Genomic DNA, 21,843 nt, shown 5'->3' with positions numbered 1-21,843 from the left:
CCTGCGCGCGCATTGCATGGACCTTTGCTAGCCTATCCTGACGGGCAGGTCGATCAGTCTGGCCGCGGCAAGCGGGCGGCCGCCTGCCGTCGCGCCGCTGATTTGCCTTGCGGCGAAAAAGCGTTAGGGATTTTCGCCGATGTCCCTTCCGTTTCGTCTGCTGCTCGCGCTGCTATGCCTGTTTGCGCCCTTATCTGCCGTGGCTGCCGGGCCGGCCAACCGACCCACGCCGGGGTTCGTTCGCGTCGCGATCGACACGTCAGCAGGCAGGATCATCGTAGCGGTCGACCAGAAGCGCGCGCCGCTGACCTCCGCCAACTTCCTGACCTATGTCGACGATGGCCGGTTCGACGGCGTGACCTTCTATCGCGCGGCGCGGCGGAAGAGCGATCCCCATTATGGCCTGATCCAGGGCGGGATCGATACCGATGCGCGCCGGTCCCTGCCGCCGATCCCGCACGAGCCGACCACCCGGACCGGCATCCGCCACCTGGACGCCACCCTGTCGATGGCGCGGCCCAACCGGCCGAATTCCGCCATGGGCAATTTCTTCATCACCATTGGCCCAACGCCGAACATGGACGCACGCGGAGACTATATCGGCTATGCCGCCTTCGGCCATGTGGTCGCGGGCATGGATGTCGTGAAGAAAATCCTCGCGGTGCCGACCTGTTGCGGGTCCGGGCCGATGCGCGGGCAGATGATCGTGAAGCCGATCGCGATCCTGCGCGCGCGGCGGCTGGACGGCAAGCCAAAGCCGAGCCGGGGCGTCAAGCCCTGGCTGATCGGCCTTAAAAAGAAGACAGCGAAGTAGACAGCCTTACGCGAAGGTCGCCTGCGTGCGCGCCCAGCCGCGTCCACTCCCCCGGGGCGGGCGGGCCTGAACCTTCTTCCAGGCCTGTTCGTGGAAGAAGAAGGCGACGGCGTTGATCATCGGTTCGATGAGGGCGATGCCGCCCGCAAGCGCCATCGACCCGGTCATCACATAGGCGACGGTGAACCCTACGGTCAGGTGGATGGTCAGGTAGGTTCCGGTTTTGATGAGGTCGAGCGGCATGCGGTGTCTCCTTTTCCGTCGCAGTTAATAGTCATTCGCAATAATTGCCAGCGCGTCTTTCCGCTGGCTCTGATCGACCGGGACGATCATTGTAAGGCGCAAGGAGATGGCGATGACAGGACGCATCAGGGTCGGGATCGGCGGCTGGGTCTATGAACCGTGGCGGGGGACCTTCTACCCTGAAGGATTAAGGCAGAAGGACGAGCTGGCCTATGTGGGCGAGCATCTGACGGCGACCGAGATCAATGCGACCTATTATAGCAGCCAGAAGCCCGCGACCTTTGCGGGATGGGCCAAGGCCGTGCCGGATGGATTTCAGTTCGCGGTCAAGGCATCCCGATTCTGCACCAACCGCAAGGTACTGGCGGAAGCGGGCGAGTCCGTCGCCAAATTCGTGGGGCAGGGCATTGCCGAACTGGGCGACCGGCTGGGGCCGATCCTCTGGCAGTTCATGCCGACCAAGAAATTTGACGCCGATGATTTCGGCGCGTTCCTCGCGCTGTTGCCCGACAGCGTCGATGGCCTGCCGCTGCGCCATGCGCTGGAAGTGCGGCACGAGAGTTTCGATGACCCCCGCTTCATCGATCTGGCGCGGCAGGCGGGGGCGGCGGTGGTGCTGGCCGATCATCCCGAATATCCAGCCATCAACGGGAAGGATGTCGGTTTCTCCTACCTGCGCCTGATGCGATCGCAGGCGGACGAGCCGACGGGTTATTCCCGGAAGGACATCGACAGATGGGCGGGGCAAGCCCGCGAGCAGGCTGCACGGGGCGATGTCTTCACCTTCTTCATCAGCGGGGCGAAAGAACGCAATCCCGCGGCGGCGCAGGCGATGATCGTGGCTTTGAAGTGACACCCTGTTGCATTTGATGCAATCGGAAAGTCGCGCTTTGCGATTGTTACAAGAATATGACGGGCGTAGGGGCGCTCACCGCCTGAAGACGGGCGGCCATTCTTGTAATGACGGAGCAAAATATGCGTCAGGCTTTTCAAGGTGCGGTGCTTGCCATCGCCATTGGCGTTCAGATGCTGACTTTTTATTCGGTGCTGTATGCCTGATCGCGAGCGTATCGGATCTTCATCCCGATTGAACGGGATGCAAAAAGGCCGCTCCTGGGATGACCAGGGCGGCCTTTTTACTTATCATTTATCGATGATTGTCCTTCATCAGCCTTCCGCGAGCCAGCCGGCGAGCAGATAGGCGACGACACCGATCGGGCCCAGCGCGCACAGCGTCAGGAGCACCAGGGCCACGCGAACCAGCGTGACATCCAGGCCGGTGCGGTTGGCGATGCCGGCGCACACGCCCATGATCTTGCCATTGCGACGGTCGAGGGTGAAACTGTTGTTCATGGTTCGGGCTTTCTGCTTCAGGATGGCGGAAGAGGATGGGCGATCAGGCGACGGGGATGACGGGCACGGCGGCGCCGACAAACAGGCCTGCGAAGATGACGGCGCCCAGCAGGGCGAAGGCGACGCTGTGGATCTTGACGACGGACATGACTGGATACTCCCTGATGTCTGGCCGGGTCACCCGGCCTTCATGCCGAACGATATTGCAGAGCGCGTGCCAGTTTCGATTTTTGGCGGAAATACGTCGATCAACGGCAGGATGTCGCGCCAGGGTCGGATCGTGATTCCCTCAAGTTGGGAAATTTTGCGCCCTGTTGGTGAAAGTTGCCGGGGTGAATGACGACTTGCTCTTCGTCTATGGCACCTTGCGCCCAGGCTTCCCGCATCCCATGGCGCGACGGCTGACGGCGGAGGCAACCCATGTTGGTGCCGCCAGCGCGGCAGGGCGCCTGTATCGCATAGCCGACTATCCCGGTTTCGTGCCGGGCGCCCAAGGCTGGGTGCGCGGCGACCTCTTCCGGCTCGCTCGCCCCGACGTGACGCTCGCCTGGCTCGACGATTACGAGGAATGCGCGGCGCATTTCCCCCCGCCGCACGAATATCGGCGGGAGCGGGTGAGGATCGAGGGCGCGCACGGCGCGGCCGAGGTATGGACCTATGTCTATGCCCTGCCTGTCCGAAATCTGGTGCCTATTGATGGCGGCGACTTCCTGGCTTGCGCGCGCAAGGACGGCGGCTAGTCTGCGCCCCTGCGGGAGAGGATCAGGAGGCGCGCATGACGATCGATCGTGACGGAACGGACCAGCCAACCCCCGATCGGCTGGCGGAGGACATCAACTGGGTCGGCAGCACCGGGCTGCAACGCCGCCATGTGCTTGCCGGCGGCGCCTTTGCGGCCGGCTTCGCTGCCGCCTGCCGACCGATCGCCAGCAGCGCGGTGGAGACGCCGGGCGACGGCCTGACCCAGGAAACGGTGTCGATTCGCGCCAGCGACGGCTTTGCCATGCCGGCTTTCGTCGCACGCCCCGCCAGCGGCAGACACGCGCCCGTCATCGTCGTCGTCCATGAGATTTTCGGCGTCCATGAATGGATACGCGACATATGCCGGCGCTTTGCCAGGGCCGGCTATTATGCCATCGCGCCGGACCTGTTCGCCCGTCACGGCGACGCGACGAAGGTCTCCGATTTCAAGCAGCTGGTCGGCACGATTGTGTCCAAGGCGCCCGATGCACAAGTCATGGCCGACATCGACACGACCTACGCCTGGGCCAGCAGCCATGGCGGCGACGGCAAGCGGCGCGGGATCACCGGCTTTTGCTGGGGCGGGCGCGTGGTGTGGCTCTATGCCGCGCACAGTGCCGCGCTGAAGGCTGGCGTCGCTTATTATGGGCGGCTCGTCAGCGAAAAGACGGCGCTCCAGCCGTTGAGCGTCATCGAGGAAGTCGGCAAGCTCAAGGCCCCCGTGCTGGGCCAATATGGCTCGCTGGACAAGGGCATCCCCTTGAAGGACGTGGAGGCGATGCGCGCGGCGCTCAGCCAGGCCGGCAAGTCCCCGCCCGACGCCATCACCGTGCATGAAGGGGCGGACCACGGCTTCATGGCGGATTATCGGCCAAGCTATAATGAAGCTGCTGCCAGCCAGGCCTGGTCACAGACTCTGGCCTGGTTCGGCAAATATGTGAAAGGATAGGCATTCCGGCCGCCCGGTCCGCGTGCGGCGGACCGGGCGGCGCGGCCTTATTTGTTCTTCATCGCCTCGACCGCTGCGAGGGTGCTTTTCACATGACCCGCATAGTTCATTTCGCTGTGGACAAAGGCGACGCGGCCGGAAGGCGCGATCACATAGGAGGTGCGGTCCGTCATGCCCGGCCGCATCTTGAGCGCGACGTCATAGCCCGACACGATATTGGGGCCGGCGGAGGCCACCGCGAACTTGCCCGCGCACTCCTTGGTGGAGAAGGCGACGAGATCGTCGACCGGATCGGCCGACATGCCGATGACCGTCGCACCCGCCGCCTTGAACTTGTCGATATTCTCGGCAAACTCCCGCGCTTCGGCGGAACAGCCGGGCGTGAACGCCTTGGGGAAGAAATAGAGGACGACCGGGCCGCGCTTCAATTGATGCGAGAGCGTGAGCGTGAAGGTCTTGCCCGCCTGCGCGCCACGCGTGGTGAAGTCGGGGGCCTTCGCGCCCACAGCGAGCGCGGCCATCGCACCGCTGGAACTCAGCACGGCGGCTGCGGCGGCGAGGGACAGGATCAGGCGCTTCATCGGCGGGCACTCCTTCGAACGGTTCGGTCGCAGGCGCGCGGGTGCGCGCCTTATGGCGACGATTGATGATCCCGATGGCGCGCCCACGCAAGCGGGATCAGGGGGAATCATCATGTTGAGGCGGAAAATCTTTGACCGGCGGCAATGGGAACCGGACCGGAAGATGCCGGGTTCAACCATCATGCGCGTCACGATCTGCCTTCCCCTGCTGACCCTTCTTGCCGCCTGCGGCAGCGAGGAAGGAGGCGGACGGCAACCGGACATGGTGAGCAACATAGTGGATGGCGATGTGCCAGGCAGGACGAAGGCCGGTCCGGCGTTCAACGCGGGCGAGACCGCCCAAGCCCCGTCCGTCGCTGAAACGCCGCCGCCTTCCGCCATGTCGGCCGGGTCGATCCCGGCATCGTTACAAGGGCAATGGGCGGGCATGAGCGAGCGATGCGGGGACCGCGCGGCCGATCTGGAACTCACGATACAGCCGGGCCGGCTCATCTTCCACGAAAGCGTGGGAACGGTGCAATCCGTCGCGGAGGGTGACGAAGGCGGCGTACGGGTGACGGCGGCCTTCACCGGCGAAGGGCAGAGCTGGACCCGAACGCTGGATCTGCGCCCGTCGCCGGATGGCGGCAGGCTGACGATCATCAATGACGGAAACGCCACGACCCGCAAACGGTGCTGAACGCACGGCCGGCCTTTCTTCCGCCGGCTCGCCCCGCTACAGCCGCGCGATGATCGGTCGGCTCACATTAAGCGATTTCCGCAACCATGCGGATGCGCTGATCGTGCCGGATCATGCCTTCGTCCTGCTGACCGGCGACAACGGCGCGGGCAAGACCAACATATTGGAAGCGGTGTCGATGCTTGCGCCGGGGCGGGGCCTGCGCGGGGCGGCGCTGTCCGCGATGGCGCGGCAGGACGGGCCGGGTGGATTCGGCATTGCCGCCGAAGTGGACGGCGTGGTGCTGGGCACCGGCGTCACGGCCGCCGCGCCGGAGCGGCGGCAGGTGCGGATCGGGGGCATGGCCGGGTCAGCCAACGCACTCGCCGATCATCTCTCGATCGTCTGGCTGACGCCGGCAATGGACCGGCTGTTCCTTGACAGCCCGGGCGGGCGGCGGCGTTTCCTGGATCGCCTGACACTCGCGCTGCATCCGGGACATGCGGCGCACAGCGCGCGCTATGACGCAGCGATGCGCGCGCGCAACCGGCTGTTGACGGACCTGCGCAGCGCCGATCCTGTGTGGCTTACGGCGCTCGAGGCGCAGATGGGGGAGCATGGCGCGGCGCTGGCGCAGGCGCGTGCGGACCTTGTTGCGCGCCTCGACCGGGTGCTGCTGGAGCAGCCCGACGAGCCGTTCGCGCGGCCCCATGTCGCCATTGAAGGCGATGAGGAGGGGGACGAGCCGCTTGCGACGCGGCTGGCACGCGGACGGCGGCGGGACGCGGCAGCGGGACGCACATTGTCCGGGCCGCACCGTCATGATCTGGCGGTCGTGCACGTCGCCAAGAATCAGGCAGCCGCCTTGTGTTCGACCGGGGAACAGAAGGCGCTGCTGCTGTCGATCCTGCTGGCGCACGCCGCGCTGGTCACCGCAGACCGGGGTCAGCCGCCGGTACTGTTGCTGGATGAAGTGGCCGCGCATCTCGACCCGTCACGGCGAGCCGCGCTGTTCGACCGTTTGCGCCAAAGCGCGGGACAAGTGTGGATGACGGGGACAGAACCCAGTCTTTTCAAAGACCTGACGACGGCATCCCGGTTGACTGTAACGGCCGGCCAGGTTTTTCGTTCCGCAGTATAACGCATCGATAAAACGACTCGTCGCCGCGCACTTTTCAAGTTCGCCGCGCTCTGGCCTAAGCCGGTCATCGGGGTTGAAGCCTAACATAAGTCGGGGTCGCACTTCACATGTCAGCTGATTTTCGCGCGATTTTCGCGACGCTCTTCCTTGCGCTCTCGACAATCGCGGCCGTTCCTGCTTCCGCCGGCACGCTTCAATGCGCCCCTTTCGCCCGCCAGGTTTCCGGTATCGATCTTCATGGCAACGCCAACACCTGGTGGGGCCAGGCGGAAGGCCGCTATGATCGTGGCCATGAACCGCGCGTCGGCGCCGTCCTTGCCTTTGCTTCCAGCCGTTCGATGCCGGTCGGCCATGTCGCCATGGTCAGCAAGGTCGTGAGCGGCCGTGAAGTGCTGCTGACCCACGCCAACTGGTCCTATCGTGGCGGGATCGAACGCGACGTTCGCGCCATCGACGTGTCGCCCAACAATGACTGGACCGACGTGCGCGTTTGGTATGGCCCGATTGGCGGCATGGGCCTTCGCTCCAACCCGGCGAAGGGCTTCATCTACGCCAGCGCCGCCAAGCCGGTCGACGCTGCGCCCGTGCAGGTCGCATCGGCCGACACGGCCGGCGCCGCCGCGCTTCGCGCTGCTTTCTAAGGCGTTAACCTTTCCACAACGACCCTTAGTCTAGGATCGCTCCCGGTGGGGCGATTCAGGATATTTCAGGATCGCATATGGTTCGAAAGGCGATCCGGACGGCAGTCATCCTGCTGTCCGGCGTGATGGCTGCGCCCTCGCTTGGCGCGGCGATGCTGCAATGCGTGCCCTACGCCCGCATCGTGTCGGGCGTGGAGATTCGCGGCGACGCGCTCACCTGGTGGGATCAGGCTGAGGGCCTCTACAAGCGTGGAAACAAGCCGAAGAAGGGCGCAGTGCTCGCCTTCCGCCCTTATGGACCCATGACGCTGGGCCATGTTGCGGTCGTCAGCAGGGTGCTCGATGATCGTCGCGTGCTGATCCGGCATGCCAACTGGTCGGCACCCGGCGCGATCGAGGAGGATGTTCTGGCGCTGGACGTGTCAGCGGAAGGAGACTGGAGTCAGGTCCGCGTCTGGCACAGCCCGACCGGACAGATGGGCGCGCGCACCAATCCCACATACGGCTTCATCTATCCGGCAAAGGCGAAGCTGCACGACTTCACCCCCGATCCAGCACTGGGCGAAAGCGTGCGCTTCGCGACTATGGAACGGGGCGACTGGCAGGCCGTGGCCACCGGGCCGCAACCGGCCGCGTTGCGGCAGATGGCAACGCTGACACCCACGCGTGCCGCCCCTGTCCTGAACAAGCGGCGCAGCCAGGCTCCACGACTGGAAGCCGATCTCTCGATCGCCCATTATGCCGACGCTGCGCCTGTCGAGCGGACGCTGAGCGCGATCATCGCCGACGTGAAACGGGAAGCGGTGCTGAATTGAAAAGGGGCGCTGCGCGCGCCCCTGTTTCCTCATTCGGCTTCGGTGGCCTTGCCGTCGGCGTCGGGCTGTTCGGCTCCTTCGGCCGGGCTCTCGTACCAGGCTTCGACTTCGCCCGTCAGCTTGATGGTCAGCGGATTGCCGTGGCGGTCGCGCGTCTTGCCGGCGGCGACGCGAATCCAGCCTTCGGAAATGCAATATTCCTCCACATCCTTGCGCTCGCGTCCCTTGAAGCGGATGCCGATGCCGCGCTGAAGCACATCCATGTCGAAATGGGGGCTTTTGGGATTGGTGGACAGATGGTCGGGGGGCATGTCGCTCATGGCTCGTTCCTTGGAAATATCGGCCGCGCCTAGCGGTTGCGCCCCGCCGCCGTCAACCGCCTTGGCCTTCGTCGACGTCGCAGAAAATGCGGCGGATGACGCCCCGGTCCAGCCAGCCAGCAAAGCGGCTTTCCGCGTCAGCCAGGCCCGCAAAGGGATAGGCGACGGGCCGGTCATCCACATCGCGGCTGGCCGCCGTCAATCGCGTTACCGCATCGGGCGCGGCGGTCAGGATGCGCCCGCGCCGGTCGGTAGAGGCGCTGTTGAGGCCGACGACATGCCCGTCCTCGGCAAAAACCGGGCCGCCGCTGATGCCCGACAGCGTGCCGTCGCCTTCGGGCAGGCGGCCGCGCTCCGCCCAGGCGAGCACCGGCTGCGCCACTTCGCTGCGACCGCGCCGGGCGTTCGCTTCGCCGATCAGTTCCGACACCACCAGCGTCGGCTCGCCGGCCGGAAATCCCATATGATAGCCAGGAGTGCCGGGCTGGGGCATGCGCGGCGACAGCGGCAGGGATTCGGGGCTGGACAGGGCGCCGGGCACCAGCGCCGCGTCGGCCTCCCGGCTTTCGATCACTCGCGGCACCGGACGCGCGAACCGTCCGTCCTCCAGCCCCACCCGCGTGCAGCCATGGGTCACATGCTCCGCGGTCAGCCATGCGCCGTCCCGATCGACCGCGAAGGCGGTGCCCATCGAGTCCGCCTGCCGGCCCGGTTCCTCTATGGCATATTGCTCGTCGCCCCACTGCGGCATCGGCCGGCGCGGAGATCGGGGATCATATTGCTCTATCCTCAAGGGCGGCGTTTCCACGCCTTGTCCAAACCAGGCCAGCAGCAACAGTCCGCCAAGAGCGAAGGGCAGGCAGCCGCATCCGCCGCGCGCCATGGGTCAGCCCGCGATGGCGGCGGCGGTCAGGCAGGCGATCGCCGCCTTCGTCATCGCAAGGAAGATGGCGGCCGACCGCTCATTGGCCTCGATTCGCGCCGACAGGGTGCCGAGCAGGAAATCGACAAGGCGGAAGGCGATGAGTTGCAGCACCAGCGTGACGCTGCCCCAGATGGCGATGTCCCAGACATTGACCGATCCGGCGAGGCAGAGAGCGAGCGGCAGAGCAAGGCCGATCGCCGCGCCGCCGAGCGATATGGCCGCGGCTTCGTTGCCGTTGCGGATCAGCGCGAACTCATCATGCGGCGTGATCCACAAGTAGATGGCGAGCGCTGCGATCCACACCAATGTCGCGGTGCCCAGGTGCAGGAGCAATATCGGCAAACCCGACAGCAGGCTGTGGATGACGGGCATGGGATCAGTCATGCCATCCCCAATGCAGCAACCCGCCCGAAGGTTCAATCGGGCGGGTCGTTACGGTTCGGCAAATCAGCGGCAGATGCGAACGCGGACGTTCCGGTCGCGATAGCGATCGTAGCGCCAGTCGGTCCAGCAGCGCTGGCGATAGGCGTAGCGATTGCCGCGCCAGCCATGGCGATCGCCCCGCCAGTGCCGGCGGTCGCCCCGCCAGTCGCGACGGTTGTCCCACCGGCGATCATTGTCCCAGCGCCCGTCGCGTCCATCGCGCCAGCCGCCCCCATAATATTGTGCCTGTGCCGGGACGGCCGTGGTGCCGACACCGGCAATGGCGATGCCCAGCACCGCCGCGCTTTTCCAAAACAGCTTCATGTGCGTCTCTCCTCATCCTGCCCGCCGACCCCTGGCGGGAGCATGAGGCGGAGAATGCGCGCGTCGAACTGAACCGTGCGGGAATGGTGCCGTAAGGAGCCGTTAAGGATGTTCAGCGGCCCCGCAGAGCAGTTTCGGTTTCGAGCATATAGTCGCGTGTGATCGGCAAGGCGCGCCGGTCGCGGACATATTGGACCTGGAAATTGACCATTCCGCCATGTTCGAACACCGTCGCCGCGCCAGCGAGATAGAATGTCCAGAGGCGGAAGAAGCGCTCGTCATACAGGGCGACGATCTCCGCCCGGTGGGCCATGGTGCGCTTGTACCATTCGCGGATGGTAAGGCCGTAATGCAGTCGCAGCACCTCGACATCCGTCACCATCAGCCGCGTGCCTTCGCTGCCCCGGATCATTTCCGACAAAGCGGGGATGTAGCCGCCCGGAAAGATATATTTCTGGGTGAAGGCGTCGGTGATGCCCGGCCCGTCCACCCGGCCGATCGTGTGGATCAGCATCACGCCGTCCGGCGCCAGCAGGTCGCGGCATTTATTGTAGAAGGTGCGGTAATGCGCGGTGCCGACATGTTCGAACATGCCGACTGACACGATGCGGTCGAAAGGCCCTTCGATGTCCCGATAATCGATCAGTTCGAACCGGACATGGTCGGCGACGCCGGCCTCCTCGGCCCGTTGCCGCGCGACCTTGAGCTGTTCTTCCGACAAAGTGATGCCGGTCACGTCCACGCCGCAGGTGCGGTGGAGGTAGAGCGCCATGCCGCCCCAGCCGCAGCCGATATCCAGCACCTTCATGCCCGGCTTCAGGTTGAGCTTGGCGGCGATATGCGCCTTCTTGTCCTCTTGCGCCTGGTCCAGGCTGATCCCGGTTTCATTGTCCGCGTCGGGGAAATAGGCGCAGCTATATTGCTTGTCGCGGTCGAGGAAGAGGTCGTAAAGCGCGCCCGACAGGTCGTAATGATGAGCGACATTGGCCTTGGAGCGGCTCTTGTGATTGAGGCGCCAGAATTTCTGGCGCGCCGTCTTGAAGCCGCGGCTGAGGACGCTCTTCGCATCGATCGACCGTCCCTGCTCCCATGGGTTGTTCGCCCGGATCATGGACACGAATTCCAATATGCCGCCGCCGTCGATCGTCACCCGTCCGTCGATCCATGCCTCCGCCATGCCAAGGCGCGGATCCCGCACGATGTCGAAGGGGACGCGCCCATCCTTGAAGCGGAGCGCCAGGGCGGGGAAAGCGGGATCGGGTCGTCCGACCGTGAAACTGTCGCCATTGGCATAGTGGATCGTCAATTGGCCGCGCGTGACCAGGCGCTTCAGAACCCGTTCGAAAATCTTCATGCAATTGTCCTGTCAGGTCGTTTCGCTGGCGTCAAATTCCGGCATACCAGTCGTATCCGGCATGATCTTCCCAGTAGCCGCCCTTGCCGCGGCCGATGGTGGACAGGCTTTCCACCGCTTCGATTCGTGTCAGATATTTGGCCTGCTTGTAGCCCAGGTGCCGCTCCACCCGCAGCCGCAGCGGCGCGCCGTTGGCGACCGACAAAGGCCGGTCGTTGAGCGCGAAGGCGAGGATCGTCTGCGGGTGAAAGGCATCGACCAGATCGATGCTTTCATAATAGGGCTGGCCGTTGCCCATCCTGTCGGCGCAATGCAGGACGATGTAGCGCGCGCCGGGGCGCAGGCCGGCGGCCTCCAGGACCGTCTTAAGCGGCACGCCGCGCCACTTGCCGATCGCGCTCCACCCTTCGACGCAATCATGCCGCGTGATCTGTTCGCGGTGGGGGAGCGTGCGCAACTGAGACAGCGACAGCGACAGGTTACGCGCCACATGCCCGTCGACGCGCAGCCGCCAGTCGGCAAAGCCGCCGCGCCACCACGCCTTGTAATCGGGCGTGTTGGGATTGGCGGTTCCGTTCGCGCGGAAGATGGGGGAAATTTGGTCGGGGCGATATTCGGTGGCCAGCGCGTCCCGCGCCATCAGGCTGCGCTGCGCCCATTTGTGGAAATTCTCGGCGGAAAAAAGCACGTCGCGGAACCGCGCGTTCGCCGCCAGCCGGTCGCAGCCGGCAAGCGTGGCGGTCGCGCCCAACAGCAGCGCCCGGCGAGCGATCATCATGCCCGATCCTCCGGCACCCGGTAGCGGCCGGTGACGATGCCGCGCAGCTGGTTCAACGGGCCCGACAGCAGCACCATCAGGATATGGACCAGGAAGAAGGCCAGGAGGGCGAAGGCCATGATGAAATGGATGGACCGCGCCGACTGCCGCCCGCCGAACAGGTCCAGCAGCCATGGCATGGCCGCGTTCATGCCCGGCGACATGGTGAGGCCGCTGAGGATCAGCACGGGAAGCGCAACGAAGATGATGCCGATATAGCTGGCCTTCTGCAACGTGCCGTAGCGCAGCGCGGCCTCCCCGGTCGGGAAGCGCAACCGGGCATGGTCCTTCACATCCTGCCAGACATGGCGAGGCTTCAGGTCCGGTCGGGTGAGCGCCAGATCGCGCGGCACATGGCGGTTGGCGAGGCTCCAGATCATGTAGCCGAGCAGCGCGAAGGCGAAGAGCGGCGCAGCGGCAAGATGCCAATGGCGCGACATCGCCAGGCTGTAGTGGGCGGGCAGGGTGATCCAGCCCGGAAACCGCTCCAGCACCAGCCATGCGGGATCGAAGTTCGCGCCATATTGGCCCCAATAGAGGCGCGGATGAGCATTGAAGATGCCAAGGCCGCTGGTGAAGAGGATGTAGAGAAGCAGCGCGTTGAGCCAGTGCCAGAGCCGGGTCGACAAGCGATGCCGGCGGACCGTCCTGCTGCTGTTGGAGACGCTGTCCATGGTCGTCAGCCTAGCCATTTCCGCGGCGCCATCCAACAGGAAAGCAACACCGCCTTCCCTGTCACGGATTTGCAACACAATGACCTAAATTAAAAAAATAGATTGAGTGCCCCTTTGCAACCTAAAATCCGCACCCTAGATGGCTGTCCATGATCCTGATGCAGATCATATCTGCTGAACCTAATGTAAGAGGACAGTAAGAATAAGAGGGCGTTGTATAGTCAATCTATGCATGCACTTGGCATCTAACATGAACGCCGGATGAATGTCTCAATAACGGCGACTAGATAAATATCGAGGACTTTATGAAGACTGTGATTTTCGCAGCGATTGCTGCTGCCTCCGCTCTGTCTGCTCCTGCTTTCGCTCAGGACGCCGCGCCTTTCACCGGGCCGCGCGCGGGCGTCACGATGGGTTGGGACAAGACGCAGGGTGAAGACGGTTTCGCCTATGGCGTGACCGCCGGCTATGACCTTGCGCTCACGCCGCGCGTCACCGTCGGCCCCGAAGTGTCGCTGGGCGATTCCACTATCGATGGTCAGGGCTTCCACGCCAGCCGTGAAATCGCCGCTTCGCTGCGCGCCGGCTATGTCGTGACCCCCCAGATCCTGGCGTTCGGCAAGGTCGGCTACACCAACGCCCGCATCGAAGCCGGCGCGGCCCACACCTCGCTCGAGGGCGTGCGCTATGGCGGTGGCCTGGAATATGCGGTGACGCCGCGCACCTATATCTCGGCCGAATATCAGCGCAGCGAATATGAAGACAATTTCGGCGGTCGCGACGCGGCGATCGTCGGCGTCGGCTATCGCTTCTGATTCGGTTCGATCGGAAGAACGGCCGATCGGAAGAAGGAAAGGGCGGTCCTGCGAGGGGCCGCCCTTTTCCTATGGCGTAAGCGGCCGGATATCCGGTTCCACCCAGTTCCCGCGCGCCTCAGCCGACATCAACCGCTCGCGCGTCCAATAGGTGAACAGCCAGTCCTTGTCGCCCAGCGGCGAGGCCATCAGTGCCGCGAAGGCCGCCGACGGCGCAACCTTCGCCGGCAGGCTGGCGAGCATCGTCCGCGCCATATGCAGCGAAGCCTGCGTGATCGTCTCATGATAGCCGGCCGTGGCGCTGTTCACCCCGCCCACGCTTTCATTGTAGCGACGAATGAGGCCGGGCATGTCGCGTTCCGGCACGATGTCGGCGCGACGCAGGATCAGCCATAAAGCGGTCGCGAAATGCGCGCCATGGGTCCAGCGTTCCTTGGGCAGCGTGCAGGCGCAAAAGGCGCGGGCCAGTTCCTCCATCTCTTCGTCGGTCATGCTTCGGTCCGGATCAGGGTTCGTCAGCGAAAAGCGGCAGGTAGATATAGCCGCGGGCAGGGTCGGGTAAGGCGTCGGCTCCTTGCGCCTCGGCGATCATCTGCCGTGTCGCTTCGCGCGGCGACACGATCTCGACCCGGATCGGCGGCGCGTCGGCCGGCGGCGCTTCGTCCCGTACGGCGCGCAAGGCGTCCAGCAGCCGCTCCGGCTCGGGCTGCCATACAGCATAGCCTTCGTTGCTGAGCGCGACCTGATCGATGCCCAGCCGCGCCAGCAGCCGCGCCTTGAGCGCGACGTCGCCAATGCCTGCCAACCGGGCTCGGTCGATCGCGACCTTTGTCACGGGGTCGGCAATGCCTTCCACCGGGTCGGAAAAGACGGGCTGCGCGCCGCCCCAGGCGTCGGGCGGGCATAGTTTCTGGGTGGGCACAATCTGCCGGTCGGGACGGATTTCCGCCGGATAGATGCGGCAGGCATTGGGGCGCCGGTCATAGGCGCCGCAACGCATGTCGGGCAGGAGATTGGGGCAGGGACCGTCGAACACGGCGGTCGGCAGCACGGCAACGGTCACGGGCAGCGCGCCGCTGGTCGCCGGGACGGCGCGCGCGGCGCGATAGGCCTCGCCCGACGCCTCCGGGAAGGAAAGGTCGGGTCCGGCGTCGCAGAGCAATTCCACGCGCCCGCCATGGTCCAGCCAGTCGATGGCTTCGGACAGGCTGAGCAGCAGCCGCAGACCGTGGCAGCATTTGCCGCAGGCCGTGCAGGAAAAGCGCAACGGCAAGGCCGCCTCAGCAATGGCAGGCGAAGGCATGGACATAGACGCGGGCCCGGTATGTGGAAGAGGAAGCCGCCCCGTGCGTCACCCTGTTCCGGCGTACGGGTTTCCTTCTTGAAATCCCCGCACGTCCGTTTCGCTAAGGCCGGGTTTTCCCGAGGAGGTCAAGACGCCCACGAAAGGCCGATCAGCCGAGCGCGGCCTGCTTCTCCTCGGCAAGGCGCTTCATCTCGGCCTTGCTCTTCTTCTCGCTGGCGGATTTCAGCTGTCCGCACGCAGCCATGATGTCGCGGCCGCGCGGCGTGCGGACCGGCGCGCTGATGCCGCCTTCGAACACGATGTCGGAAAAGCGCCGGATCCTCTCGGGCGTCGAACATTCATAGTCGGTGCCCGGCCAGGGATTGAAGGGGATGAGGTTGACCTTCGCCGGCAGCTTGTAGTGGCGCAGCAGGCGGACCAGCTCGCGCGCATCCTCGTCGCTGTCGTTCTTGTCCTTGATCATCACATATTCGAACGTGATGCGCCGGGCATTGTTCGCGCCCGGATAGGCGGCGCAGGCGGCGAGAAGCTCCTCGATCCCGAACTTGCGGTTCAAGGGCACAAGCTCGTCGCGCACAGCCTTGGTCACGCCATGGAGCGAGACAGCCAGGTTGACGCCGATTTCCTCACCCGCGCGCGCCATCATCGGGATGACGCCGGAGGTGGACAGGGTGATGCGCCGCTTCGACAGCGCAAGGCCGTCGCCGTCCATCACGACCTTGAGCGCATCGCGCACATGGTCGAAATTATACAGCGGCTCGCCCATGCCCATCATCACGATATTGGTCAGCATCCGCCCGTCGGAGGTATAGTGCGACGCCTCGTCGCTTTCCTCGTCATCATTGGCCGATGCCATGCTGCCCTTTGGCCATTCGCCCAGCGCGTCGCGCGCCAGCATCACCTGACCCACGATTTCGCCCGGCGTCAGGTTGCGGACGAGTCGCATGGTCCCGGTGTGGCAGAAGCTGCAGTTCAGGGTGCAGCCGACCTGGCTGGAAACGCACAGCGTCCCCCGGTCCGCGTCGGGGATGAACACCATCTCATAATCCTGCCCGTCGTCGGAGCGGAGCAGCCATTTGCGCGTGCCGTCGCTCGACACCTGCGCCTCCACCACCTCGGGCCGGCCGACGACGAACCGCTCCGCCATCCAGCCGCGCATCGGCTTGGCAAGGTCGGTCATCGACTCGAAATCGGTGACGCCGCGATGATAGAGCCAGTGGAATACCTGCTTGGAGCGCAGCTTGGCGGCTTTGGCATCCAGCCCGGCTTCCTCGAACGCCGCCTTTATCTGCGGACGCGACAGACCCATCAGGTCGGTGCGACCGTCTTCGCGCGGGGTGACGGCGCGCGGCACGGGCACAGGATCGATAGCGCCGGGAATCGGCATCAGGGGGCTGGCGGATGTCTGCATGGCCGCGCACATAGTCGATTTCGCGGCTTTTTTAAAGGCGTCTCGCGTCAGCGCAGCCGCGCGCAGCCCAGCGCCGCGGCATCGATTGCGGTGGCCGCGCCGCGCAGCGCATAATTGTCAGCAAAGCCGCGCCCGTTCGCGCCGACGCTGGCGATGCTCATGCCTGTGGCGGAGCGCATCGCCGCGATGATCTGCGCGTCCGATCGCGCGTCCGCGGCCCAGGCATCCATCTGGCCCGCCACCAGGGTGAAGCGGCGCTCGCCGACCTTCAGCAGCACGGGCGCATCGCTCCTGCGCGTCCGGCTCAGCCGGAAATGCACCTGGCCCCGCACCCGCTGGCGCGGCCAGGTTCCGACCGAGGCAAAGCCCTTGGGCGTTTGGCCGGATGGCAGGATCGGCTGTGCGATGGCATAGCAGCGCGGCTCCCGAGGGTCGCGAAAGGCCCCCCAGCTGTCGAAGATGCCCAGCGAATCGCGCGCCGCAGCCGCGCCGGCGAACGACAGGGCGCATATGGGCAGGAGGAAGATGGCGCGCATCGCACCGGCAAAGCGCAAGCCTTACCCTTTTGCAACCCTTGCCATGGCAGGGGCGACTTTCAAAAGCCGAAAGGGCCCGCTTGCAGGGGCCGCAACAGCGGTTATGAAGAAGCATCCATCATTGTCGGCGGGATTCGACCGGGTCCATAGAAGCCACTTACAACAGAACGGACAGAACAGGGACATGAAGGCCACCATCGAACGCGCAACGCTCCTCAAGAGCCTGAGCCACGTCCAATCGGTGGTAGAGCGGCGGAACACGATTCCCATCCTGTCCAACGTGCTGATCGAGGCGTCGATAGACGGCGCGATCAAGCTGATGGCGACCGACCTCGACCTGCAGGTGGTGGAAAGCGTCGCGGCGCAGGTGGAACAGGCCGGATCGACCACCATTTCGGCGCATACGCTGTTCGACATCGCCCGCAAGCTGCCCGAGGGAAGCCAGGTGTCGCTGCACGCGGCCGAGGGCAAGATGCTGATCCAGGCGGGGCGCGCGCGTTTCAACCTGTCGACCCTGCCGCGCGACGACTTCCCTGTCATCGCCGAAGGCGACCTGCCGACTCAGTTCGAGCTGCCGGCCGAGACGCTGAAGCAGATCATCGACAAGACGCGCTTCGCCATTTCGACCGAAGAAACGCGCTACTATCTGAACGGCATCTATTTCCATGTGTCCGAAGAATCGGAGCCGGTGCTCAAGGCGGCAGCCACTGACGGCCATCGCCTTGCCCGCGTCACCGTGAGCCGCCCGGACGGCGCGGAAGGCATGCCGGGCATCATCGTGCCGCGCAAATGCATCGGCGAACTGCGCAAGTTGCTGGATGAGGTCGAAGGGTCGGTCCAGATCAGCCTGTCCGCCAGCAAAATCCGCTTTGGCCTGGGCAGCGCGATCCTGACCAGCAAGCTGATCGATGGCACCTTCCCCGATTATAGCCGCGTCATCCCGACCGCCAACGACAAACTGTTGAAGATCGATCCGCGCAGTTTCGAGGATGGCGTGGATCGCGTCGCCACGATCGCGACGGAAAAGACCCGCGCGGTCAAAATGAGCCTCGACAAGGACCGCATCACCCTGTCCGTCACCAGCCCTGAAAACGGTACGGCGGCGGAAGAAGTGCCCGGCGCTTTCCAGGGCGAAGGGTTCGATATCGGCTTCAACGCGCGCTATCTGCTCGACATATTGGGGCAGATAGACAGTGATCTCGTCGAGCTGCACCTGGCCGACGCGGCCGCGCCGACGCTGATCCGCGAGAGTGACGATAGCCCCGCGCTGTACGTGCTCATGCCGATGCGCGTTTGAGCCAAACCCGTCCATCCATTTTCGCTGCTAAGTAATTCTCTGGCAAGGAGTTCTGGCTAAGGCAGGGCCATGTCCCTGCTGCGCGCCTCCGTCACTGACACGCCGACCCGTCCGATGACGCTCATGGTCGCGCTCGGTCTCGCGGAGAGTGGGACCGAAGTTTCCCCTTTCTGGATTTCCGGCGCCTTCACGTACATTGCGCGCCTGTGGTCGCTCATCCTGCTGGCGAAACTCTGCATATCGCTGCTCCTCAGCCTGTCGCCGCTGTCGGGCGGCGCGGTTTCGCTGGGCATCTTTGCCGCCATGCTGACGATCGACGTCGTCCTGATGACCGTGCCGCGGACCGGCTGGTTCCAGGGCCTGAAGCCCCATCTCCAGAACTGGACGATGTTGCCGGCCGTTTTTCTGTCGGGTCTGACCTTCAGCTTGTGGTTGTCGCAACAGCCGCCCGCGGCGACCGACGCGCTGTTCCTGGCCGCCGTGCCGGAATTTGCCGTTTCCCTGCTCGCGGCGAGTCTTTTCGGCAATCGCCGTCTACTGGGGATCAGCTATTTTGCCGGCGCGCTGATCGTTTCCGCTGTCGGAAAAGCGAACCTGGCGCAAATCGGGCTCCTCCTAAGTTGCATCATCGTCATGCTGGTCGCTACGCTGCGCCAGGCGATGCACGACCGCCAGCACGCAATAGACCGGCACCGGCGGGAACTGCGCGCGCAACGATCCGACCGGCTGCTGCAGGAACATGAGCGGAGCGGTCGAGGCTGGTTCTGGGAAACGGATCGGCAGGGGTGCCTGACCTACATCTCCGATCCGCTGGCCCGGACGTTGAAACTGTCGGCCGACGCGCTGATCGGCCGGCCCATTACGGACATCGTTCGGCCCGGCGACAAGAAGCAGGGCGATGGCGAGCGGACGCTGGGCTTCCACCTGTCGGCGCGCACCGGCTTTTCGGATATCCCCGTCTGCGCCGCCCTGGCCAAGGACGAGGAACGCTGGTGGTCCATCTCCGGCCAGCCGGTGTTCAACGAATATGGCCAGTTTCACGGCTTTCGTGGTTCCGGCACCGACCTCACCGAAATGCGCCGTAGCCAGGCGGAAGTCACCCGGCTGGCGCAGTATGACAGCCTGACGGGCCTTGCCAACCGCATCCAGATGCTGCGGTCGCTGGAACAGGCAGTCGCCAGCCGCCACGGCAAGCCCGGCGAATGCGCGCTGCTGATGCTCGATCTGGACCGGTTCAAGAGCGTCAACGACTCTTTGGGCCATCCGGCGGGCGACGCGTTGCTGCGCCAGGTGAGCCAGCGCCTGCAGGCTGTGGTGGGCGACAAGGGGCTGGTCGGTCGCCAGGGAGGGGACGAATTCAAGATCCTGCTGCCTGGAGGGCACGACGCAAAGCTGCTGTCCCACCTGGCGCAGGCGATCATCAGCGATGTGTCGCAGCCCTATATGATCGAAGGCACCGCTGTCGTGATCGGCGTGTCCATCGGTATCAGTAGCGCCCCGCAGGATGGGGTCACGGCCGACGCGCTGATCCGCAACGCTGACCTGGCCCTTTATGCCGCCAAGGGCGACGGGCGCGGCGTCCACCGCTTCTATTCGTCGGACATGCACGCCGATGCGGAGGATCGGCGGCAGCTGGAACAGGAATTGCGTCAGGCGCTCGTCACCGACGGCCTGCATCTGGTGTACCAGCCGGTCGTGTCTTCGAAGACCGAACAGGTGACCGGCTACGAGGCGTTGCTGCGCTGGACCCATCCCGTGCGCGGCGCGATCTCGCCCGCGATCTTCGTGCCGATCGCGGAGGATACCGGCCTGATCGCGCAAATCGGCGAATGGGTGATGCGCACCGCCTGCCGTGACGCCGCCCAGTGGCAGGACGGCATTCGCGTGGCGGTGAACGTGTCGCCGACCCAGTTCGCCAATCCGGGATTCCCGTCCACCGTCATGGGCGCGCTGGCCGCGTCCCAGCTAGCGCCCGAACGGCTGGAGCTGGAGATTACCGAGAGCGTCTTCCTGAACGACGACGACGGCACGGACGCCATGTTCGCCCGGTTGAAGGCCATTGGCGTGCGCCTCGCGCTCGACGATTTCGGCACCGGCTATTCCTCGCTCGGCTATCTGAAGAAAGCGCCGTTCGACAAGATCAAGATCGACCAGAGTTTCGTGCGCGGTGCCGCTGCGAAGGGCAGCCGGAACAGCGCGATCATCAAGGCGATCGTCAGCCTGGCCGAGGCGCTGGGCATGGACACGACGGCGGAAGGCGCGGAGACGCAGGACGAACTCGACCTGATCCGTCAGCTGGGTTGCAGCCATATCCAGGGCTATGTCTATGGACGGCCCATGCCGATGGCGGACGTGCTCGCGCGCCAGCAGAGCGCCGGCACGGCCGCGTCCGCGGAGGGGTTCAAATCCAGCCGGCCTGACCGCAAGAAGATGTTGCGCACCGTCGCCATCCATCATGACGGCCATGTCTATACCGGGCGCATCCGCAACATCTCCGCCACCGGCGCGCTGATCGAGGGGCTGTGGAACGTGCCTGCAGGCACGCTCTTCGCCATCGAGGTCTCGGAAAACCAGTTCGTCAACGCGACCGCGCGCTGGTCGAGGGACGACCGCACCGGCGTGGAGTTCGCAGGCGCGATCGACCTGCGCAGCCTGCGCGCCGCGCCGAGGGTCGCGGCGAGCTAGGCCCAATCGACCCCGGCACCGCTGCTTATCCCCTCAGCGTCAGGCGCCACGTCTCTCCCTGCACGGGATCGCCGAACTTGTCGTGGGTCTCGACATCGATGCATTCGAAGCCGTGCCGGGCGTAGATGCGGCGCGCGGCATCCAGCACCGTGTGGGTCCAGAGCATGATCCGGTCATAGCCGACCTCGCGCGCGAACTGGATGCAGTTGCGCACCAGCGCGTCGCCAATCCCCCGACGGCGGGCGAACGGCTCTACATGCAGCAGGCGCAGGCGCGCCGTTCCGTCGCCTTCGTCGGTCAGGAACACGGCACCCGCCATCACGCCTGCCAGATCGGCGATCCAGCATTGCTCCCGTCCCGGCTTGAAGTCGCGCAGGAATGCGGCGACGGTCTCTGCTTCCACAACTTCCAGGCCGCGGCCCCAGCCATGGCTTGCGGCATAGAGAATCGATTGCCGCGCCGCGACCTGGCTGGCCTCTCCTGTCCGCGCCGCTCGGATGACGACATCCATCGGCGCGTGCGGATCGAGGAGGAGGCGCGCCTTCGTCAGAGCCTGGACGAGTTCGTCGCGTTCAAGGTCGGCAAGCGGGGCCAGATCCTGCGCGACAGCCGCGCGCTGGCGCTTGTCGATCTGCTCGAACGCTGTGCGCCCTTCCGCCGTAAGACGGATCGAGCGGATGCGGCCATCCCCTTCGCTACGATCCCGCTTGATCCATCCCCTCTGTTCGAAGCGGGCGATCACACGGCTGAGATAGCCGCGATCAATGCCCAGTTCGGCCTGCAATATCTGCGCGGCGACCGGCTCTCGTTTCGCGATCTCGAACAACAGCCGCGCTTCGGGCAGGGTGATGTCGGTGTCGAGAAAGCGCGTGTCGATCGCGCCGACATGGCGGGTGAAGAAGCGGTTGAAGCTTCGGATCGATTCAATGGCGGTGTCCATGCCAAAGGAAAACGCCATATAGTTGACTGAGTCAACTGATTTTACATGGCAGTGCTCTTCGCATGCGGGATCGCGCGAAC

At 64.9% G+C, this 21,843-nt stretch carries 26 protein-coding genes; 11 read left to right on the top strand and 15 right to left on the bottom strand.

Annotated features, from left to right (window positions below):
* The first annotated feature begins 139 nt into the window (after positions 1-139).
* Positions 140-814: a peptidylprolyl isomerase gene (locus tag AX724_RS00220; protein WP_066762145.1), complete on the top strand. Its 675-nt coding sequence runs from the start codon at positions 140-142 to the stop codon at positions 812-814.
* A 6-nt stretch (positions 815-820) separates the two neighbouring features.
* Here the strand turns inward: AX724_RS00220 and AX724_RS00215 are convergent, their stop codons facing one another.
* A complete protein-coding gene (locus AX724_RS00215; RefSeq protein ID WP_066762137.1) occupies positions 821-1,057 on the bottom strand; it encodes a DUF2061 domain-containing protein in 237 nt (78 codons plus the stop codon).
* Positions 1,058-1,169: 112 nt separating this feature from the next.
* Here AX724_RS00215 and AX724_RS00210 point away from each other — a divergent pair, with 112 nt between their 5' ends.
* Entirely contained in the window at positions 1,170-1,910 is a 741-nt protein-coding gene (locus tag AX724_RS00210) for a DUF72 domain-containing protein (RefSeq protein WP_082733346.1), read from the top strand.
* 314 nt (positions 1,911-2,224) lie between these two features.
* On the opposite strand, the gene AX724_RS00205 is transcribed toward AX724_RS00210, so the two are convergent.
* Positions 2,225-2,410 carry a PspC domain-containing protein gene (locus tag AX724_RS00205; RefSeq protein WP_066762134.1) on the bottom strand — a complete coding sequence of 62 codons (186 nt, stop codon included), beginning with the start codon at positions 2,408-2,410 and terminating at the stop codon, positions 2,225-2,227.
* A gap of 314 nt (positions 2,411-2,724) precedes the next feature.
* Here AX724_RS00205 and AX724_RS00200 point away from each other — a divergent pair, with 314 nt between their 5' ends.
* The gene (locus tag AX724_RS00200; protein ID WP_443018618.1) at positions 2,725-3,150 is read left to right on the top strand and encodes a gamma-glutamylcyclotransferase family protein; all 426 of its coding nucleotides are present in this window, start codon (positions 2,725-2,727) and stop codon (positions 3,148-3,150) included.
* A gap of 35 nt (positions 3,151-3,185) precedes the next feature.
* Positions 3,186-4,100 (top strand): dienelactone hydrolase family protein, encoded by a 915-nt coding sequence (locus AX724_RS00195; protein WP_066762130.1) that lies wholly within the window; start codon positions 3,186-3,188, stop codon positions 4,098-4,100.
* A gap of 47 nt (positions 4,101-4,147) precedes the next feature.
* Here AX724_RS00195 and AX724_RS00190 read toward each other — a convergent pair whose 3' ends face one another.
* Positions 4,148-4,681: a peroxiredoxin gene (locus AX724_RS00190; RefSeq protein WP_066762129.1), complete on the bottom strand. Its 534-nt coding sequence runs from the start codon at positions 4,679-4,681 to the stop codon at positions 4,148-4,150.
* A 112-nt stretch (positions 4,682-4,793) separates the two neighbouring features.
* On the opposite strand from AX724_RS00190, the gene AX724_RS00185 reads away from it, so the two are divergent.
* The 4 genes from AX724_RS00185 (at position 4,794) to AX724_RS00170 (ending at position 7,936) form a co-directional block, all read left to right on the top strand.
* Positions 4,794-5,360, top strand: a complete 567-nt coding sequence (locus AX724_RS00185; RefSeq protein ID WP_331711400.1) for a hypothetical protein — start codon at positions 4,794-4,796, stop codon at positions 5,358-5,360.
* Between the two features lie 49 nt (positions 5,361-5,409).
* Entirely contained in the window at positions 5,410-6,480 is a 1,071-nt protein-coding gene (gene recF / locus AX724_RS00180) for a DNA replication/repair protein RecF (protein WP_066762128.1), read from the top strand.
* Between the two features lie 107 nt (positions 6,481-6,587).
* The gene (locus tag AX724_RS00175) at positions 6,588-7,121 is read left to right on the top strand and encodes a CHAP domain-containing protein (RefSeq protein WP_066762125.1); all 534 of its coding nucleotides are present in this window, start codon (positions 6,588-6,590) and stop codon (positions 7,119-7,121) included.
* A 77-nt stretch (positions 7,122-7,198) separates the two neighbouring features.
* Entirely contained in the window at positions 7,199-7,936 is a 738-nt protein-coding gene (locus tag AX724_RS00170; RefSeq protein WP_066762123.1) for a CHAP domain-containing protein, read from the top strand.
* A gap of 29 nt (positions 7,937-7,965) precedes the next feature.
* Here AX724_RS00170 and AX724_RS00165 read toward each other — a convergent pair whose 3' ends face one another.
* The 7 genes from AX724_RS00165 to AX724_RS00135 all read right to left on the bottom strand — a co-directional run bounded on the left by AX724_RS00165 (position 7,966) and on the right by AX724_RS00135 (position 12,791).
* Entirely contained in the window at positions 7,966-8,256 is a 291-nt protein-coding gene (locus AX724_RS00165) for a DUF3297 family protein (RefSeq protein ID WP_066762121.1), read from the bottom strand.
* 52 nt (positions 8,257-8,308) lie between these two features.
* Complete coding sequence (locus AX724_RS00160) at positions 8,309-9,139, bottom strand: S1 family peptidase (RefSeq protein WP_066762118.1); 831 nt, start codon at positions 9,137-9,139, stop codon at positions 8,309-8,311.
* Between the two features lie 3 nt (positions 9,140-9,142).
* Complete coding sequence (locus AX724_RS00155) at positions 9,143-9,565, bottom strand: DUF350 domain-containing protein (protein WP_066762108.1); 423 nt, start codon at positions 9,563-9,565, stop codon at positions 9,143-9,145.
* A gap of 63 nt (positions 9,566-9,628) precedes the next feature.
* A complete protein-coding gene (locus tag AX724_RS00150) occupies positions 9,629-9,928 on the bottom strand; it encodes a hypothetical protein (RefSeq protein ID WP_066762106.1) in 300 nt (99 codons plus the stop codon).
* 112 nt (positions 9,929-10,040) lie between these two features.
* Entirely contained in the window at positions 10,041-11,282 is a 1,242-nt protein-coding gene (locus AX724_RS00145) for an SAM-dependent methyltransferase (RefSeq protein WP_066762105.1), read from the bottom strand.
* Positions 11,283-11,313: 31 nt separating this feature from the next.
* Entirely contained in the window at positions 11,314-12,060 is a 747-nt protein-coding gene (locus tag AX724_RS00140) for a molybdopterin-dependent oxidoreductase (RefSeq protein WP_066762104.1), read from the bottom strand.
* Positions 12,057-12,791: a cytochrome b/b6 domain-containing protein gene (locus AX724_RS00135; RefSeq protein ID WP_443018616.1), complete on the bottom strand. Its 735-nt coding sequence runs from the start codon at positions 12,789-12,791 to the stop codon at positions 12,057-12,059. Before AX724_RS00135 ends, AX724_RS00140 begins: the two co-directional genes overlap by 4 nt.
* Before the next feature lie 287 nt (positions 12,792-13,078).
* On the opposite strand from AX724_RS00135, the gene AX724_RS00130 reads away from it, so the two are divergent.
* A complete protein-coding gene (locus tag AX724_RS00130) occupies positions 13,079-13,588 on the top strand; it encodes a porin family protein (RefSeq protein ID WP_066762102.1) in 510 nt (169 codons plus the stop codon).
* Positions 13,589-13,657: 69 nt separating this feature from the next.
* Here the strand turns inward: AX724_RS00130 and AX724_RS00125 are convergent, their stop codons facing one another.
* The 4 genes from AX724_RS00125 to AX724_RS00110 all read right to left on the bottom strand — a co-directional run bounded on the left by AX724_RS00125 (position 13,658) and on the right by AX724_RS00110 (position 16,841).
* Positions 13,658-14,080, bottom strand: coding sequence for a hypothetical protein (locus AX724_RS00125; RefSeq protein WP_066762100.1), 423 nt, complete (start codon positions 14,078-14,080; stop codon positions 13,658-13,660).
* A gap of 13 nt (positions 14,081-14,093) precedes the next feature.
* Positions 14,094-14,897: a YkgJ family cysteine cluster protein gene (locus tag AX724_RS00120; RefSeq protein WP_156447957.1), complete on the bottom strand. Its 804-nt coding sequence runs from the start codon at positions 14,895-14,897 to the stop codon at positions 14,094-14,096.
* Between the two features lie 145 nt (positions 14,898-15,042).
* Entirely contained in the window at positions 15,043-16,317 is a 1,275-nt protein-coding gene (rlmN, locus tag AX724_RS00115; protein ID WP_443018615.1) for a 23S rRNA (adenine(2503)-C(2))-methyltransferase RlmN, read from the bottom strand.
* 35 nt (positions 16,318-16,352) lie between these two features.
* The gene (locus tag AX724_RS00110; RefSeq protein WP_066762338.1) at positions 16,353-16,841 is read right to left on the bottom strand and encodes a hypothetical protein; all 489 of its coding nucleotides are present in this window, start codon (positions 16,839-16,841) and stop codon (positions 16,353-16,355) included.
* 184 nt (positions 16,842-17,025) lie between these two features.
* Between AX724_RS00110 and dnaN the strand changes: the two genes are divergently transcribed.
* The gene (gene dnaN / locus AX724_RS00105) at positions 17,026-18,138 is read left to right on the top strand and encodes a DNA polymerase III subunit beta (RefSeq protein WP_066762094.1); all 1,113 of its coding nucleotides are present in this window, start codon (positions 17,026-17,028) and stop codon (positions 18,136-18,138) included.
* A 69-nt stretch (positions 18,139-18,207) separates the two neighbouring features.
* Positions 18,208-20,823 (top strand): EAL domain-containing protein, encoded by a 2,616-nt coding sequence (locus AX724_RS00100; RefSeq protein ID WP_066762091.1) that lies wholly within the window; start codon positions 18,208-18,210, stop codon positions 20,821-20,823.
* A 25-nt stretch (positions 20,824-20,848) separates the two neighbouring features.
* Here the strand turns inward: AX724_RS00100 and AX724_RS00095 are convergent, their stop codons facing one another.
* Positions 20,849-21,763, bottom strand: a complete 915-nt coding sequence (locus AX724_RS00095) for a bifunctional helix-turn-helix transcriptional regulator/GNAT family N-acetyltransferase (RefSeq protein WP_156447956.1) — start codon at positions 21,761-21,763, stop codon at positions 20,849-20,851.
* Positions 21,764-21,843 lie beyond the last annotated feature (80 nt).

The sequence above is a fragment of the Sphingobium sp. CCH11-B1 genome (assembly GCF_001556865.1).
In the GTDB taxonomy this organism is placed as follows: Bacteria; Pseudomonadota; Alphaproteobacteria; order Sphingomonadales; family Sphingomonadaceae; genus Sphingobium.
Note: the sequence above shows the minus strand (reverse complement) of the source record. Positions and strands in the feature narration are given on the sequence as shown.

Coding starts and splice junctions, on each gene's coding strand:
- AX724_RS00095 (WP_156447956.1), bottom strand. CDS start 21,763: ATGGACACCGCCATTGAATCGATCCGAAGCTTCAACCGCTTCTTCACC.
- AX724_RS00145 (WP_066762105.1), bottom strand. CDS start 11,282: ATGAAGATTTTCGAACGGGTTCTGAAGCGCCTGGTCACGCGCGGCCAA.
- AX724_RS00205 (WP_066762134.1), bottom strand. CDS start 2,410: ATGAACAACAGTTTCACCCTCGACCGTCGCAATGGCAAGATCATGGGC.
- AX724_RS00135 (WP_443018616.1), bottom strand. CDS start 12,791: ATGGCTAGGCTGACGACCATGGACAGCGTCTCCAACAGCAGCAGGACG.
- AX724_RS00130 (WP_066762102.1), top strand. CDS start 13,079: ATGAAGACTGTGATTTTCGCAGCGATTGCTGCTGCCTCCGCTCTGTCT.
- AX724_RS00120 (WP_156447957.1), bottom strand. CDS start 14,897: ATGTCCATGCCTTCGCCTGCCATTGCTGAGGCGGCCTTGCCGTTGCGC.
- AX724_RS00195 (WP_066762130.1), top strand. CDS start 3,186: ATGACGATCGATCGTGACGGAACGGACCAGCCAACCCCCGATCGGCTG.
- AX724_RS00170 (WP_066762123.1), top strand. CDS start 7,199: ATGGTTCGAAAGGCGATCCGGACGGCAGTCATCCTGCTGTCCGGCGTG.
- AX724_RS00185 (WP_331711400.1), top strand. CDS start 4,794: ATGTTGAGGCGGAAAATCTTTGACCGGCGGCAATGGGAACCGGACCGG.
- AX724_RS00210 (WP_082733346.1), top strand. CDS start 1,170: ATGACAGGACGCATCAGGGTCGGGATCGGCGGCTGGGTCTATGAACCG.
- dnaN (WP_066762094.1), top strand. CDS start 17,026: ATGAAGGCCACCATCGAACGCGCAACGCTCCTCAAGAGCCTGAGCCAC.
- AX724_RS00125 (WP_066762100.1), bottom strand. CDS start 14,080: ATGACCGACGAAGAGATGGAGGAACTGGCCCGCGCCTTTTGCGCCTGC.
- rlmN (WP_443018615.1), bottom strand. CDS start 16,317: ATGTGCGCGGCCATGCAGACATCCGCCAGCCCCCTGATGCCGATTCCC.
- AX724_RS00165 (WP_066762121.1), bottom strand. CDS start 8,256: ATGAGCGACATGCCCCCCGACCATCTGTCCACCAATCCCAAAAGCCCC.
- AX724_RS00175 (WP_066762125.1), top strand. CDS start 6,588: ATGTCAGCTGATTTTCGCGCGATTTTCGCGACGCTCTTCCTTGCGCTC.
- AX724_RS00190 (WP_066762129.1), bottom strand. CDS start 4,681: ATGAAGCGCCTGATCCTGTCCCTCGCCGCCGCAGCCGCCGTGCTGAGT.
- AX724_RS00160 (WP_066762118.1), bottom strand. CDS start 9,139: ATGGCGCGCGGCGGATGCGGCTGCCTGCCCTTCGCTCTTGGCGGACTG.
- AX724_RS00220 (WP_066762145.1), top strand. CDS start 140: ATGTCCCTTCCGTTTCGTCTGCTGCTCGCGCTGCTATGCCTGTTTGCG.
- AX724_RS00150 (WP_066762106.1), bottom strand. CDS start 9,928: ATGAAGCTGTTTTGGAAAAGCGCGGCGGTGCTGGGCATCGCCATTGCC.
- AX724_RS00140 (WP_066762104.1), bottom strand. CDS start 12,060: ATGATGATCGCTCGCCGGGCGCTGCTGTTGGGCGCGACCGCCACGCTT.
- AX724_RS00110 (WP_066762338.1), bottom strand. CDS start 16,841: ATGCGCGCCATCTTCCTCCTGCCCATATGCGCCCTGTCGTTCGCCGGC.
- recF (WP_066762128.1), top strand. CDS start 5,410: ATGATCGGTCGGCTCACATTAAGCGATTTCCGCAACCATGCGGATGCG.
- AX724_RS00215 (WP_066762137.1), bottom strand. CDS start 1,057: ATGCCGCTCGACCTCATCAAAACCGGAACCTACCTGACCATCCACCTG.
- AX724_RS00155 (WP_066762108.1), bottom strand. CDS start 9,565: ATGACTGATCCCATGCCCGTCATCCACAGCCTGCTGTCGGGTTTGCCG.
- AX724_RS00100 (WP_066762091.1), top strand. CDS start 18,208: ATGTCCCTGCTGCGCGCCTCCGTCACTGACACGCCGACCCGTCCGATG.